A 12,988-nucleotide genomic window follows, 5' to 3' on the forward strand; every position below is an offset into this window, starting at 1 on the left:
CCTGTCACAAATACCGCTTGAGCTCCCGCTTGGCCAGCGACATCCGGTGCACTTCGTCCGGCCCGTCGGCCAGGCGCAGGGTGCGTGCCGCCGCCCACAGCTCGGCCAGCGGGAAGTCCTGGCTCACGCCGCCCGCGCCGTGCGCCTGGATCGCCTTGTCCAGCACCCACTCGGCCATGATCGGCGTGCCGATCTTGATGGCCTGGATCTCGGTGTGCGCGCCCTTGTTGCCGACGGTGTCCATCAGCCACGCCGTCTTGAGCACGAGCAGCCTGGCCTGCTCGATGCGCACCCGCGACTCGGCGATCCACTCCTGCACCACGCCCTGGCGGGCGATCGGCTTGCCGAACGCCACCCGTTGCACCGCACGGCGGCACATCAGCTCCAGCGCGCGTTCGGCGATGCCGATCAGCCGCATGCAGTGGTGGATCCGGCCGGGGCCGAGGCGGGCCTGGGCGATCGCGAAGCCCTCGCCTTCGCCGGCGATCAGGTTGTCGGCGGGCACGCGCACGTCGTCGAACACGATCTCGGCGTGGCCGCCGTGCGAGGCGTCGGTGTAGCCGAACACGTGCATACCGCGCTTGACGTGCACGCCCGGCGTGTCGCGGGGCACCAGGATCATGGCCTGCTGGCGGTGCCGTTCGGCGTCCGGGTCGGTCTTGCCCATCACGATGAAGATCGCGCAGTTCGGGTTCATCGCGCCCGACGACCACCACTTGCGGCCGTTGATCACGTACTCGTCGCCGTCGCGTTCGATGCTGGTGGCGATGTTGGTGGCGTCGGAGGACGCGACGTCCGGCTCGGTCATGCAGAACGCGGACCGGATCTCGCCGTCCAGCAGGGGCCGCAGCCACTGCTTCTTCTGCTGCTCGGTGCCGAACATCGCCAGCACCTCCATGTTCCCGGTGTCCGGCGCGGCGCAGTTGAGCGCTTCGGGCGCCAGGTGCGGGCTGCGGCCGGTGATCTCGGCCAGCGGCGCGTACTGGAGGTTCGTCAGGCCGCCGCCGTGCTCGGGGTCGGGCAGGAACAGGTTCCACAGGCCCTGCCTGCGGGCCTCGGCCTTCAGCTCCTCCAGGACCGGCGGCCGGGCCCACGGGTCCTCGGCGTCGTGGAGCTGCTGCTCGGCGACGGGCTCGGCGGGGTAGACGAACTCGTCCATGAACCGCAGCAGTTTGTCGCGCAGTTCCTCGGTCTTGGCGTCGTAGGCGAAGTCCATCAGTGCTCCCCTGAGGTCGCGGCGAGTCCCTGCCGGACCAGCGGCAGGGTGAGTTGGCCGATCTGGTCGAACCCCGCTCCCACGGTCTTGCCGCGGGTGAAGCGGAAGTGGATGCCTTCGAGGATCACGGCGAGCTTGAAGTAGGCGAACGCCGTGTACCAGGCGAGGCCGCCGGTGTCGGCGCCGCTGCGCTCGGCGTAGCGGCGCACCATCTCGTCGGTGCCCGCGAACCCGGGCAACGTGGGCACGGTGCCGGTGATCGGGTCGTCCTGCGCGCCGATGCCGTTCCAGTACACGCACAGCAGGCCGAGGTCGGCGAGCGGGTCGCCCAACGTGGCCATCTCCCAGTCCAGGACCGCGCTGATGTCCAGCGGGTCCTCGGTGACCAGGACGTTGTCCAGCCGGTAGTCGCCGTGCACGATCGTGGCGCGGGCGGAGTCCGGGACGGTGTCGGCGAGCCGGTCGCGCAGTTCGTCGATGCCGGGCAGCTCACGGCTGCGCGACGCCTCCAGCTGCTTGCCCCAGCGGGCGACCTGGCGCTTGAGGAAGCCGTCCGGTCGGCCGAAGTCGCCGAGGCCGACCGCCTTCGGGTCGACCGCGTGCAGGTCGGCTAGCACGTCGACCAGCCGTTCCGAGAGGGTGCGGGCCTTGTCCGGGGTCAGCCACGGGCACTGGTCGCGGTGCCGCAGCGCCGCGCCGGGCATCTCTTCCATCAGGTAGAACGGCGCGCCGATGACGTCGGTGTCCTCGCACAGCAGCTCGACCGCCGGCACCGGCACGGCGGTGTCGGTGAGGGCTTTGATCACCCGGTACTCGCGGGACATGTCGTGCGCGGTGGCCAGGACGTGGCCCAGCGGCGGGCGGCGCAGCACCCAGCGGCGTGCGCCGTCGGTGACCCGGTAGGTCAGGTTGGAGCGTCCGCCGGGGATCAGTTCGCCGGTCAGCGGCCCGGTCCTCAGATGGGTGGCGAGTCGGTCGAGGTCCAGGCCGGGCAGTTCGGTCATGCGGCGGCTCCCCTGAGCTGGGCGATCACGGCGCGCGTGGTGTCGGCGTCGGTGTGCCGGTGGGCGTGCAGGCCGACCGCCTGCGCCGCCTCGACGTTGACCGGCGCGTCGTCGAAGAACACGCAGCGGTGGGCGGGCAGCCCGATCTGGTCGAGGGTGTGGTGGAAGATGCGCGGGTCCGGCTTGCGCAGGCCGATCCGGCCGCTGATCACGATGGTGTCGAACAGCTCCAGCAGCAGGTCCTCGGGGTAGCCCTCGCCCCAGCTGTTGGACAGCAGCACGGTGCGCAGGCCGTCGGCGCGCAGTTCGCGGACCAGGTCGACCATCTTCGGGTCGGGGTGCGCACTGCCGAACATGCGGCGGAGCAGGCCTTTCGACGCCACCTCACGGCCGTCGAGGGTGACCAGTTCGGCGGCCAGGAGCGCTTCGAACTCCGCCGGTGTCAGCTCGCCGGTCTCCAGCCGGAACACCGGGTTGTCCGGGGCGGCCTCGCGCCCCATCCAGTTCCGCATGGTCACGCCGTAGCGGTCCCGGTCGATGTTCTCCGAAGTCAGCCAGTCCTCGATGAAGGCGGGCACGGAGACCGTGAGCACGCCACCCCAGTCCAGCACCACCGCGTCGATGCGCCGTTCGTCCACGCCGCGAGGGTACCGACCGGTCGGTATGTAGGCAACCCGCGGCGTCGTGCGTTCATTTCCGCAAAACGTGAACACGGTGTTCGCGTTTGACAATCCGGTATTTCTCCCGGCATTCTCCGTCCCGTCGCCGAACTCACTCAGCCAAGCCCTCTCACCTGGGCATATGAGTCATGCCCGCGAGTTTCACAAGGAGGAAATGATGCCGATTCTGGTCACCGGTGCGACCGGCACCGTCGGGCGGTGCGTGGTGCGCCGCCTGCTCGAGGCGGGCCGGTCGGTCCGTGCGCTGACCCGCGATCCGGCCGCGGCCCGGCTGCCGGTCGGGGTGGAGGTGGTGGCCGGTGACTTCACCGACCCGTCGTCGCTGGCTCCGGCGTTACGCGGGGTGGAGCGGGTGCACCTGGTGTCGATGGAGGGCGACGGCCCCGCGATCGTCGACGTGCTGGTGCAGGCGGGCGTGCGGCGTCTGACGCACCTCGGGCACAACGACCCGAGCCGTCCCGACGACGATCCGCTGGAGTCGTGGCACCGGGTGTTCCACCGGGCGATCGAGTCGTCCGGGATGGAGTGGACGCACCTGTTCCCCGCCGAGTTCATGGCCAACACGTGGGAATGGGTGCCGTCGATCCGTGCGGAGAGCGTGGTGCGGGCGCCGTTCGGCGACTGGAACAGCACGATGGTGCACGAGGACGACATCGCCGCGATCATCGTGAAGGCGCTGTTGGAGGACGGGCACGCGGGCCGGACCTACCAGCCCACCGGCCCGGAACCGGTGCGGCGTCGGGACGCGGTCCGGATGATCGGCGAGGCCATCGGCCGTGACGTCGAGTTCGTGGAACTCACCCCGGAGCAGGCCCGTGACCTGTGGCGGGACATCTACCCGCCCGATGTCATCGAGTGGTTCCTGGAGATGGGCCGCTACCCCGACGGCAACAACTGGGTGTCCCCGGACGTCGAGCAGGTCCTGGGCCGTCCCGGCCTCAAGTTCGAACAGTGGGCCCGCGACCACGCCGCCGACTTCCGCTGACCCCGCCGTGAACGAGCCGACTCCGCCGAACCGGCCCACACCCTGCCCCGCGCGCCCAGCCCGCCGGTCGCCGTCACACGGGTTCCGGCACGGCGTTGCGCAGTCGGATGCCGCTGAACCCCAACGTGCTGCCCACCACCCTTCGCCAGAACGGCCACAGGTTGGTCATCAGCCGCACTTCGATCCCGGCTTCCTCGTGCAACGCCAGCAGGTCCCCGACCGGCTCCGGTTCGCCGAGCGGTTCGACGGGTTCGGTCGCGACGTGCGCGTTGGGCGGGTCGCCGATCGGCCGGAACGCCCCGGCGTCGAACCGGTACGCGTACAGGTGTGCGGTCTGGATCCGGCGCAGCCAGCCGAACTCGATCGCGTGCACCCGCTCGGCACCCAGCCACGCCCGGTCCTCGGCGCTGGTGGTCGGCTCCACCCACGTCATCGCGCGCGGGCACTGGCGCGGGAACCAGTAGTCGGGCGCCCTCGCGTGGTCGACGGCCCAGACGTAGGCCTCGGGCTGCTGTGCGGTCGCGGCGACGTGCGGCTCGAACCGGGTGATCGTCGGGTCTTCCGAGAAGTGCAGCACTTCGCCCGGGTCAGGTCGCATGACCGGCGATCCTCGCGGAAATCGGGTGGCACGAGCCACCGGTTTCCGCTCATGATCACGTCGTGTCGGGCTCCCTCCTGGTCAACTTCGTCTACTGCCATCCGGTCGGCCACGCCATCGAGGCCGTGCACCGCTGCCACGGTTACCGCCTGGCCAACCCCGACCTGCGCATCGGAGTCGTGCTGAACTCCGCCACCCCGTGCGAACTGGCCGAGATCAGCCCGTTCATCGACGAGGTGTACCCGGTCGACGTCGACGTCTTCGACGGCACCGTCGACTTCCGACCCCAACTCGGCGCCATCGCGCCGGACTGGGACCAGATCGTCGAGGACGAACGCGCCAGTCAGGCCTGGCAACGCTCCTCCTTCCCCGGCCTGGCGCGGTACTACGACGACGCGCGGGCCTACCTGCGGCCCGGCACCGCGACGTTCCCGTACCAGCGCGGCGGGCACCTGCGGCTGCCGATCGCCGCCACCCGCCCCGCAGCCAGTCCAGCCCCGGTCAGTCCAGCCGCAGCCACTCGAGCCCCAGCCAGTCCCACTCAAGTCCCGGCCGGTCCGGCCGCAGACACTGCGACCGCAGCCAGTCCAGCCCGAGCCACTGTGACGGCAGCCGACTCGAGTGCAGCCGACTCGACTGCGATCGGACCGTCGTCCGGGCACACCACGTCCGCCTCGGCGTCCGAGCCTGTGCGGATCGCCGTGCTGCCCGGAGGCAGTTCGCCGCGCGAGCTGTACCCGTCGGTGCGGTCGTGGCGTCTGGTGCTCGACGCCCTCGCCGAACGGTTCCCCGGCGTGGAGTTCCTGTTCGTCGGCAAGCTGAACGACGACGGCCGCACCAGCACCAGCTTCGGCCGGGACGAGTTCGCCGGGTTGGTCGCCTCGGTCGAGCGGTCCGTGAGCGTGGTGGACCGGCCGCTGCTCGACCAGTTGGGTGCCGTGGCGGGCAGCGACGTGCTGGTGTCGCCGCACACCGGGTTCGGGATGGCCGCCCTCGCGGTCGGCGCCCCGTGGTTGACGATCTCGGGCAACAAGTGGCCCGAGTACTACTTCCCTGGCACCCCCTTCTACAGCGTCCTGCCGGATGTGTCGCGGTTCCCCTGTTACACGTTGTTCGGTCCCGACCCGGAGCCGGTGGACGACGACGGTCCACGCTCGCCGAGCATGTCGTTCGAGAGGATCAGCGCCGACCTGGGCGAGATCGTCGAGGGCGCGGCACGGCTGGTCGAGCGCCGCTGGGACTTCGAGACCGCGATGGTCGACCACTACCGCCGCATGTGGGCCCTGCCGGTCGGGGCGTCGCGGTGGTTGTGGTCGGTGGACGACGTGCACCGGGCCTACCTGCCGTAGACCCGGTGCACATCCGGTATCCGACGGCGGTCGGTCGTCAGGCGTTGATCTCCTTCGTCGTGCCTTCGGTCTGACCGATGCTGATCTTGCGCGGCTTCGCCCTCTCGGCGACGGGGATGCGCAGCGTCAGCACGCCGGCGTTGTAGTCGGCCTTGATCCGGTCGACGTCGAGCGACTCGCCGAGGAACAGCTGGCGCGAGAACACGCCCAGCGGCCGCTCGGACAGCTGCATCTCGACCTCTTCCTCCGTCCGGTGCGGGCGCCGCTCGGCCTTCACGGTGAGCACGTTGCGCTCCACGTCGAGGTCGATCGCGTCCGGCGAGACACCGGGCAGGTCGAACTCCACGACGAACTCGTCCCCGGCGCGGTAGGCGTCCATCGGCATGGGTGTGGGCCGCGACCAGGTGCCCGGTCCGGTGAAGAACTGCTGCGCCAGCCGGTCCAGCTCCCGGAACGGGTCCGTGCGCATCAACATCGGGAACACCTCCTGGTTTTCGGGTCAATGCGCTGTCGACACCAGTTCTACCACGTCGTCATATCGTTGACAACACCGGATGTCGTCGGTAAGTTGACGTCATGGCGATCGGAGATTACGAGACCGTCCGCGAGGCGGCCACTGGAGACGACCTCAGTGCGGGGCAGGTGTTGTCCGCACTGGTCCTCCTGCGGCAACTGCGCGGTGAGCTGGCCGGATGGGAACCACAGCTGATCGCCGCGGCGCGTGAGCTGGGCACGAGTTGGGCCGAGCTCGCGCCCGCGCTCGGGGTGGCCAGTCGACAGGCCGCCGAGCGCCGGTACCTGAGGCTGCGCCCGTCGGAATTGGGCGCGACAGCCGAGGGACGGGTGCGCGCCGAGCGGGACAAGCGGGCGGCCGACCGCGCGGTGTCGCAGTGGGCGCGCGACAACGCCGCGTCACTGCGCAGCCTGGCCGGTCAGGTGGGGCGGGTGGACGTGGTGGTCCGCGAGGCGCTGGCGGAGGACGACGCCGTCGCGCTGCTCGGGCCCTTGATGGCGGCTTTGGGCAAGGTCCGGGCGACCAATCCGGGGTTGGCCGACGAGATCCAGGCCGTCAGCGACCGGGCGGAGGAGGTGCGACGCGACACCCAAACACTGCGGGACACGCAGACACAGACGCTGCGGGACAACCAGCCGCCGCGTGACAGTCAGACGCTGTAAGGAGGTCAGACACTGCGGGACGACCGCGCCTAGTCCGGGTGGCTTCGAGCGGCGCAACTTGTCGGTGGCGGGCAGAAGTGGGGTGTGTACCCACGTGTTCGGCGCGGTGACCGGGTAGGGGGTGGTGTGGCGTCGGTAGCTGGATGCCGGAGTTTCGAAGCGTGCGGCTGGCGTCGTCGTGCCCGGAAGAGTCGTGCCCGGAAGACCGGCCTCACCCGCCCACGGTGACCGCACCGGTGGCGCCGTCGATCTCGACCGGCACGCCGAGCGGGACGGTGAGTTGGCCGTCGCAGTGCCCGAAGCCTGCGTCGGCGACGATCGGCACGCCGAGTCCGCCCAGTCGGTCGGCGAGCACGGCGGACGCGTCGCCGCACCCGGTCCACGAGCCGAGGACCAGCCCGGCGACCGGGGCGAACCACCCGGACCGCAGCAGGCCGGTGAGCATCCGGTCCAGGCGGTAGGGCTCTTCGTTGACGTCCTCCAGCAGGAGGATCGCGCCGTCGGGCGGCGGGTCGACGAGGAGGCTGAGGTTGCCGCCGACCGCGACGCCGCGTGCTGTGCCGGGAGCCATGCCGACGCCGGTGTAGGACGGCACGCCGGTGAACAGGGCGCGGTGGAGTCGTTCGCGGGCGGTGGTGTCCTCGACGAACGCCCTGGTGGCGATCATCGGCCCGAACCAGGTCGGTGTGCCGTGCTGCCAGAACCGTTCGTGCAGGGCGGTGGTGTCGCTGGAGCCGACGAAGACCTTGCGGTGCGCGGTGACGGCGGTCCAGTCGACCAGGTCGACCATGCGCAGGCTGCCGTACCCGCCGCGGGCGCACAGGACCCCGTCCACCGACGGGTCGAGCCAGGCCTGTTCGAAGGAACGGGCGCGGTCGGCGTCGTGGCCCGCGAGGTAGGGCAGGGTCGGGTGGATGTCGAGGACGTTCGGGTCGAGCCGGACGTCCAGGCCCCATTTGCGCAGCCAGGTCGTGCCGGCGTCGAGGAGGTCGGCGGAGACGGGCCCGGCCGGGCTGACGACGGTGACCCGGTCGCCCGGCCGCAGCAGCGGCGGTTGACCGGAGGCGGCACCGGCAGGGGTCACAGCAGGGGCCACAGCAGGGGTCCCGGCGGGGGTCCTGGCTGCGGTGGCCGCCTCCGGTGCGGCCGGTCTCACCGGCGCAACTCCAGGACGGGGATCCCCTCGGGGGTGAAGCCGAAGACCTGGCCGTAGAACGACAGCTCGGCTTCCAGCGCGGCGACGATGGTCTCGGCCTTGCGGAACCCGTGCTGTTCGCCCTCGAACGTGAGGTAGGCGTGCGGGATGCCGGTGCCGTCGAGTGCGCTCGCGAACCGGTCGGCCTGTTCGGGCGGGCAGATCTCGTCCTCCAGGCCCTGCAGCAGCAGCACCGGCCCGGCCAGGCGGTCGACCTTGTTGGACGGTGACCGTTCGGCGTACCGGTCGGCCGCCGCCGGCCACGGCCCGACCAGGCCTTCCACGTACCGCGACTCGAAGTCGTGGGTCTCGCCGCCCGCACCGGTCCAGCCGACCAGGTCGAGGATGGGGAACGCGACCATCCCGCACCGGTAGGTCTTCACCGACGTCAGCGATGCCGCCGAGGTCCACCCGCCGGCGCTGCCGCCGCGGATGCCGAGCCGGTGGCCGTCGGCGGTGCCCTCGTCGGCCAGCGCCTGGGCGACGGCGGCGCAGTCGTTGACGTCGACCACGCCCCACTGCTCGCGCAGCCGTTCCCGGAACGCCCGCCCGTAGCCGGTGGAGCCGCCGTAGTTGACCGCCACCACGCCGATGCCGCGGCTGGTGAAGTACGCCAGGTCGAGGTCCATCACGGGCGACGACCGGCCGGTGGGCCCACCGTGGACGTGCACGACGTAAGGCGGCTTCTCGTCGGCGGGCCCGGTGAAGCCGGGGTTGCGCGGCGGGTAGACGTAGGCGGGGACGTCGCCGTCGGGGCCGGTGAAGACGCGTTCCTCCGGCACCGGCAGGTACTCCTCCGGGAACGGCGATTCGACCGGGGTGTGCGAGGTGAGCGTGCCGGTGGACAGGTCCAGCGACACCACGGCGGACTCGGCCAGCGGTCCGGCGGCGCCGCTGACCACGACGCCGTCGTGCACGGCGAGGTGCGCGTGCCACACGGGCAGGTCCACGTCGATGTCGGTGACGGTGCCGCTGCGTTCGTCGAGCACCGCCAGCGCGCCGGAGCGCAGCACGGCGTAGCGGCCGGGGCTGATGGTGGCGAACCACCGGTTGCCCAGCCGCCACATCGGCCCGCCCAGCTCCTCCGCACACGGCGCGAGGTTCTTGGACGTGCCGTCCAGGCCGATGCGGAACAGGTTCCACCAGCCGTCGGGGTCGGTCAGTGCCAGCAGCGCCGGCGTCTGACCGGCTACGGCGGGCACTTCCCACTCGACCTGGCACACGGCCTCGGTCACACCGCCGGCGAGGACCCGGTGCTCGGAGGAGCCGACCTCGGCGACGCACAGCTCGGTGCCGTCCCACGGCATGCGGGGGTGGCCCCAGCCGATCCAGGCGTAGTGGCGGCCGTCGGGCGAGAGCCGGGGCCCGGTCATGAAGTGGTGGCTGGCGGCCAGCACCCGCACCGGGGAGCCGTCCAGCGGCAGCGCGACCAGTTCGCGCCGCACGTCGGTGCGCGCGTCGCCGGTGACGGTCTCGCGCACGCACCACACCTCGGTGTGTCCGGGTCCGGCGGTGAGGTCGGCGTAGCGGTAGCCGTGGTGCCGCGCGGGCGTCGGGCTGAGCGGCACGGGCTGCGGGTCGTCGGGGTCGAACACGTAGATCCGCTGGTCGTCCCAGTTGGTGAAGGCCACGCGCGTTCCCGAGGGGGTGTCCAGCACGACCCACGGCCGCCCGCCGTACTCGTGGACGCGGTTGCGGACGTTCCACGGCGGCGGCAGCAGGTCCTGCCCGTCGCGCACCAGCGCGACCCGGCCGTCCTCGGCGGGGCGTCCCTCGGCCCACCAGGGTCGACCGTTGTGCAGGTCGACCCACTGCAGGCCCCCACCTGCGGCGGCGGCGTCGGCCGCGCCGATGGGCGATGTCCACGTTCCGTACGGTGCGATCTTCACCACGCGGCCGACCCTATAGGGGTGTCCGGGGGCGGGTCAGCGCCGATCGAACGCAGTTGACGAAAACCCGGGGGGCAGGGCTGCCGATCTTGCTCGCGTGGCCTAGGGTCGTCGTTGTCATGGCACGCGTCATCCACGTATTCCGCCAGCCCGACCGGTTCGTCGCCGGCACAGTCGGGCAGCCTGGCGAGCGCACGTTCTACCTGCAGGCCTCCGAGGAGGCCAGGCTGGTCAGCGTAGCGCTGGAGAAGCAACAGGTCGCCGTACTCGCCGAGCGCATCGGCTCGCTGCTGGAGGAGGTGCACCGGCGGTTCGGCGCGGAGGTCCCCGAGGCGGTACCCGAAGACCTCCGGGACACCGAACCTCTGACGGTGCCGGTCGAGGAGGAGTTCAAGGTCGGCACGATGGGGCTGGGTTGGGACGCCGAGTCCCGCGCGGTGGTCATCGAACTGCTCGCGATCACCGAGGAGGAGGTCGACGAGGCGGTGGTCCTCGACGACACCGAGGAGGGGCCGGACGCGGTGCGGGTGTTCCTGACCCCGGTGGAGGCGCGGGCGTTCGCCGAACGCGCCGACCGGGTGGTGCGGGCGGGCCGCAAGCCGTGCCCGCTGTGCTCGGAGCCGCTGGACCCCGAGGGCCACGTCTGCCCGAGGCAGAACGGCTACCGTCGCTCGGACGAGGGCTGAGCCGGACGTGGGCGTGAGTCCTGGCGACGACGGGGTGCTCGACTTACTGCAGCGCGGTCGCATCGAGGTCGAGGGCCGGTTGGTGGACGCGTCGAACGCGACGTTGTTCTGCAAGATCAGCCTGGAGGGCGTGACCGCGCAGTGCGTCTACAAGCCGGTGCGCGGCGAGCGCCCGTTGTGGGATTTCCCCGACGGCACGCTCGCGGGCCGCGAGGTGGCGACCTACCTGGTGTCGGAGGCGGCGGGGGTGCACATCGTGCCGCCGACGGTGCTGCGTGCGGGGCCGTTCGGGTCGGGCATGGTGCAGTTGTGGGTGGAGACCCGCGAGGACGACGACCTGGTGGACATCGTGCCGGTGGACCAGGTGCGGCCGGGGTGGCGTTCGGTGCTGCGGGCGCACGACCGGTACGGCGATCCGGCGGTGCTGGTGCACGCCGACCACCCGCGGGTGCGGTTGATGGCGGCGTTCGACGTGGTGGTGAACAACGCCGACCGCAAGGGCGGGCACGTGCTGCACGCGGTGGACGGCGGTGTGTACGGGGTGGACCACGGGATCTGCCTGCATTCCGACGACAAGCTGCGCACGGTGTTGTGGGGGTGGCTGGGCGAGGCGTTGCCGGAGGACGCGGTGGAGGCGCTGCGGCGGCTGCGGTCGTGTCTGGACGGCGGGTTGGCCGACCGGCTGGGTGAGCACCTGACGCGCGTGGAGGTGCGGGCGTTGACGGAGCGGGTGGAGAAGCTGCTGGCGTCCGGGGTGTACCCGGAGCCGTCGAACGACTGGCCGGCGATCCCCTGGCCGGCGTTCTGACCGGCGGGATCGCGCGGGTGGATCCCGTCCGGGGGGATCTTCTGGCACCGAGGGTGTGTGCGGTCTACTTGCCGCGTGGACGTCGAACTGCGCGAGGTGACCGCGGCCGACGTGCTGATGTTCTTCGAGCACCAGTGCGATCCGGAGGCGGTGCGGATGGCCGCGTTCACCTCGGCGGATCCGACGGACCGGGGGGCGTTCCTGGTGCGGTGGGCGCGGATCCTGGCCGACGAGCAGGTGGTGGCGCGGACGGTCGTGTTCGACGGCGTGGTGGTGGGGCACGTGCTGCGGTCGGCGCAGTTCGGTGAGCCCGAGGTGAGTTTCTGGATCGATCCGGCGCACTGGGGTGAAGGGCTGGCGACGGCGGCGTTGGAGTTGTTCCTGCAGGCCGAGCCGCTGCGACCGCTGTACGCGCGGGCGGTGGTGGACAACCTGGGTGCGCTGCGGGTGTTGGAGAAGTGCGGGTTCGTCGCGGTCGGCGAGGACGTCGGGTTCGCCGAGGGGCGGGGCGAGGACGTGGAGGAGTTCATCTTCAGGTTGGACCGCCGATGACCGGACCGCCGACCGGACCGTTGCCGGCCAGGCTTGGGACGACGCTGGAGGACCGCATGACGCGGCGTTTCGGCGTGGGGGTGCGGTCGTGGTTGGACGGGCTGCCGTCGCTGGTGGCGGGGTTGTGCCGGGACTGGGGCCTGGAGGTGGTGCGGCCGTTCTCCGGTGGCACGTCGCACACGGTGTTGTGCGACCGGGCCGGTGTGCCGGTGGTGCTGAAGGTGACGCCGGAGCCGGCGCTCGCGGTCGCGGAGCACGCGGCGCTGCGGGCGTGGGAGGCGTCGCCGCGGGTGGTGCGGGTGTTGGCGGCGGATCCGGCGCGTGGGGCGTTGCTGCTGGAGGGCCTGGCGCCGGGGACGCCCGCGGCCGACGGCCCGGAGCCGGACGGTGCGGAGCTGCTCGACGTGCTGCGCGGGCTGCGCGTTCCGCCGCCGGACGGGTTCCCGCCGTTGTCGGAGCGGGTGGACTTCGTGTTCGGGGTGCTGCGTGCGCGATACCCGGGCGACCACGACGCCGCGCACGAGAAGGCGGCGGAGCTGGCCCGGGACCGGGTGACGCCGACGTTGCTGCACGGCGACCTGCACCTGCGCAACGTGCTGGACGCGGGCGCGCGGGGTCTGGTGGCGATCGATCCGCGGGCGTGCGTGGGTGATCCGGCGGTCGACGCGGTCGACTTCGCCTACTCCTACCCCGACCTGCGGGAAGGGATCGGGCGGATGTCCGCGGTGGTGGACGGCGACCGGTTGGCGGCGTGGTGCGAGGTGTTCGCCGGGTTCTTCCCGGACCACCCGTCCGTCGCCCGGTCTGCCGACCCGTCCGCCGCCGACCGCACGGCGTAGCCGCGCTCACG

At 71.6% G+C, this 12,988-nt stretch carries 14 protein-coding genes; 7 read left to right on the forward strand and 7 right to left on the reverse strand.

Annotated elements, in window-relative coordinates:
* Positions 1 to 4: 4 nt before the first annotated feature.
* From FM051_RS06550 to FM051_RS06560, 3 genes are read right to left on the reverse strand one after another with little or no spacing between them, the layout of a single operon-like run.
* A complete protein-coding gene (locus FM051_RS06550; protein WP_158841662.1) occupies positions 5 to 1,216 on the reverse strand; it encodes an acyl-CoA dehydrogenase family protein in 1,212 nt (403 codons plus the stop codon).
* Positions 1,216 to 2,220: a phosphotransferase family protein gene (locus FM051_RS06555; protein WP_158841664.1), complete on the reverse strand. Its 1,005-nt coding sequence runs from the start codon at positions 2,218 to 2,220 to the stop codon at positions 1,216 to 1,218. Before FM051_RS06555 ends, FM051_RS06550 begins: the two co-directional genes overlap by 1 nt.
* The gene (locus FM051_RS06560) at positions 2,217 to 2,858 is read right to left on the reverse strand and encodes an HAD family hydrolase (protein WP_158841666.1); all 642 of its coding nucleotides are present in this window, start codon (positions 2,856 to 2,858) and stop codon (positions 2,217 to 2,219) included. The genes FM051_RS06555 and FM051_RS06560 overlap by 4 nt, the downstream gene beginning before the upstream one ends.
* Before the next feature lie 199 nt (positions 2,859 to 3,057).
* On the opposite strand from FM051_RS06560, the gene FM051_RS06565 reads away from it, so the two are divergent.
* A complete protein-coding gene (locus FM051_RS06565; protein WP_158841668.1) occupies positions 3,058 to 3,885 on the forward strand; it encodes an NmrA family NAD(P)-binding protein in 828 nt (275 codons plus the stop codon).
* A gap of 73 nt (positions 3,886 to 3,958) precedes the next feature.
* Here FM051_RS06565 and FM051_RS06570 read toward each other — a convergent pair whose 3' ends face one another.
* Positions 3,959 to 4,483, reverse strand: a complete 525-nt coding sequence (locus FM051_RS06570; RefSeq protein ID WP_158841670.1) for a DUF6886 family protein — start codon at positions 4,481 to 4,483, stop codon at positions 3,959 to 3,961.
* Between the two features lie 62 nt (positions 4,484 to 4,545).
* Here FM051_RS06570 and FM051_RS06575 point away from each other — a divergent pair, with 62 nt between their 5' ends.
* The gene (locus FM051_RS06575) at positions 4,546 to 5,832 is read left to right on the forward strand and encodes a glycosyltransferase family protein (RefSeq protein ID WP_158841672.1); all 1,287 of its coding nucleotides are present in this window, start codon (positions 4,546 to 4,548) and stop codon (positions 5,830 to 5,832) included.
* 37 nt (positions 5,833 to 5,869) lie between these two features.
* On the opposite strand, the gene FM051_RS06580 is transcribed toward FM051_RS06575, so the two are convergent.
* Entirely contained in the window at positions 5,870 to 6,307 is a 438-nt protein-coding gene (locus FM051_RS06580) for an Hsp20/alpha crystallin family protein (protein ID WP_158841674.1), read from the reverse strand.
* Between the two features lie 101 nt (positions 6,308 to 6,408).
* Between FM051_RS06580 and FM051_RS50405 the strand changes: the two genes are divergently transcribed.
* Positions 6,409 to 7,008 (forward strand): hypothetical protein, encoded by a 600-nt coding sequence (locus FM051_RS50405; RefSeq protein ID WP_202918705.1) that lies wholly within the window; start codon positions 6,409 to 6,411, stop codon positions 7,006 to 7,008.
* Between the two features lie 211 nt (positions 7,009 to 7,219).
* Here FM051_RS50405 and FM051_RS06590 read toward each other — a convergent pair whose 3' ends face one another.
* Both FM051_RS06590 and FM051_RS06595 read right to left on the reverse strand, forming a co-directional pair.
* Positions 7,220 to 8,104 (reverse strand): S66 peptidase family protein, encoded by an 885-nt coding sequence (locus tag FM051_RS06590; protein WP_238412177.1) that lies wholly within the window; start codon positions 8,102 to 8,104, stop codon positions 7,220 to 7,222.
* A gap of 56 nt (positions 8,105 to 8,160) precedes the next feature.
* Positions 8,161 to 10,095: a prolyl oligopeptidase family serine peptidase gene (locus FM051_RS06595; protein WP_158841676.1), complete on the reverse strand. Its 1,935-nt coding sequence runs from the start codon at positions 10,093 to 10,095 to the stop codon at positions 8,161 to 8,163.
* Between the two features lie 116 nt (positions 10,096 to 10,211).
* Here FM051_RS06595 and FM051_RS06600 point away from each other — a divergent pair, with 116 nt between their 5' ends.
* The 4 genes from FM051_RS06600 (at position 10,212) to FM051_RS06615 (ending at position 12,977) form a co-directional block, all read left to right on the forward strand.
* On the forward strand, positions 10,212 to 10,778 hold the full coding sequence (locus tag FM051_RS06600) for a DUF3090 domain-containing protein (protein ID WP_158841678.1): 567 nt from the start codon (positions 10,212 to 10,214) through the stop codon (positions 10,776 to 10,778).
* Between the two features lie 13 nt (positions 10,779 to 10,791).
* Complete coding sequence (locus tag FM051_RS06605; RefSeq protein ID WP_158841680.1) at positions 10,792 to 11,586, forward strand: SCO1664 family protein; 795 nt, start codon at positions 10,792 to 10,794, stop codon at positions 11,584 to 11,586.
* Between the two features lie 75 nt (positions 11,587 to 11,661).
* Positions 11,662 to 12,138, forward strand: coding sequence for a GNAT family N-acetyltransferase (locus FM051_RS06610; RefSeq protein WP_158841682.1), 477 nt, complete (start codon positions 11,662 to 11,664; stop codon positions 12,136 to 12,138).
* Between the two features lie 56 nt (positions 12,139 to 12,194).
* Positions 12,195 to 12,977 (forward strand): aminoglycoside phosphotransferase family protein, encoded by a 783-nt coding sequence (locus tag FM051_RS06615; RefSeq protein WP_158841684.1) that lies wholly within the window; start codon positions 12,195 to 12,197, stop codon positions 12,975 to 12,977.
* The last annotated feature ends 11 nt before the right edge of the window (positions 12,978 to 12,988 follow it).

Source organism: Saccharothrix deserti, from assembly GCF_009769385.1.
In the GTDB taxonomy this organism is placed as follows: Bacteria; Actinomycetota; Actinomycetes; order Mycobacteriales; family Pseudonocardiaceae; genus Actinosynnema; species Actinosynnema deserti.

What these genes read in the sequence shown, in the direction of transcription:
- FM051_RS06615 (WP_158841684.1), top strand. Translation starts at nt 12,195, where the DNA reads ATGACGCGGCGTTTCGGCGTGGGGGTGCGGTCGTGGTTGGACGGGCTG.
- FM051_RS06550 (WP_158841662.1), bottom strand. Translation starts at nt 1,216, where the DNA reads ATGGACTTCGCCTACGACGCCAAGACCGAGGAACTGCGCGACAAACTG.
- FM051_RS06600 (WP_158841678.1), top strand. Translation starts at nt 10,212, where the DNA reads ATGGCACGCGTCATCCACGTATTCCGCCAGCCCGACCGGTTCGTCGCC.
- FM051_RS06580 (WP_158841674.1), bottom strand. Translation starts at nt 6,307, where the DNA reads ATGTTGATGCGCACGGACCCGTTCCGGGAGCTGGACCGGCTGGCGCAG.
- FM051_RS50405 (WP_202918705.1), top strand. Translation starts at nt 6,409, where the DNA reads ATGGCGATCGGAGATTACGAGACCGTCCGCGAGGCGGCCACTGGAGAC.
- FM051_RS06570 (WP_158841670.1), bottom strand. Translation starts at nt 4,483, where the DNA reads ATGCGACCTGACCCGGGCGAAGTGCTGCACTTCTCGGAAGACCCGACG.
- FM051_RS06565 (WP_158841668.1), top strand. Translation starts at nt 3,058, where the DNA reads ATGCCGATTCTGGTCACCGGTGCGACCGGCACCGTCGGGCGGTGCGTG.
- FM051_RS06555 (WP_158841664.1), bottom strand. Translation starts at nt 2,220, where the DNA reads ATGACCGAACTGCCCGGCCTGGACCTCGACCGACTCGCCACCCATCTG.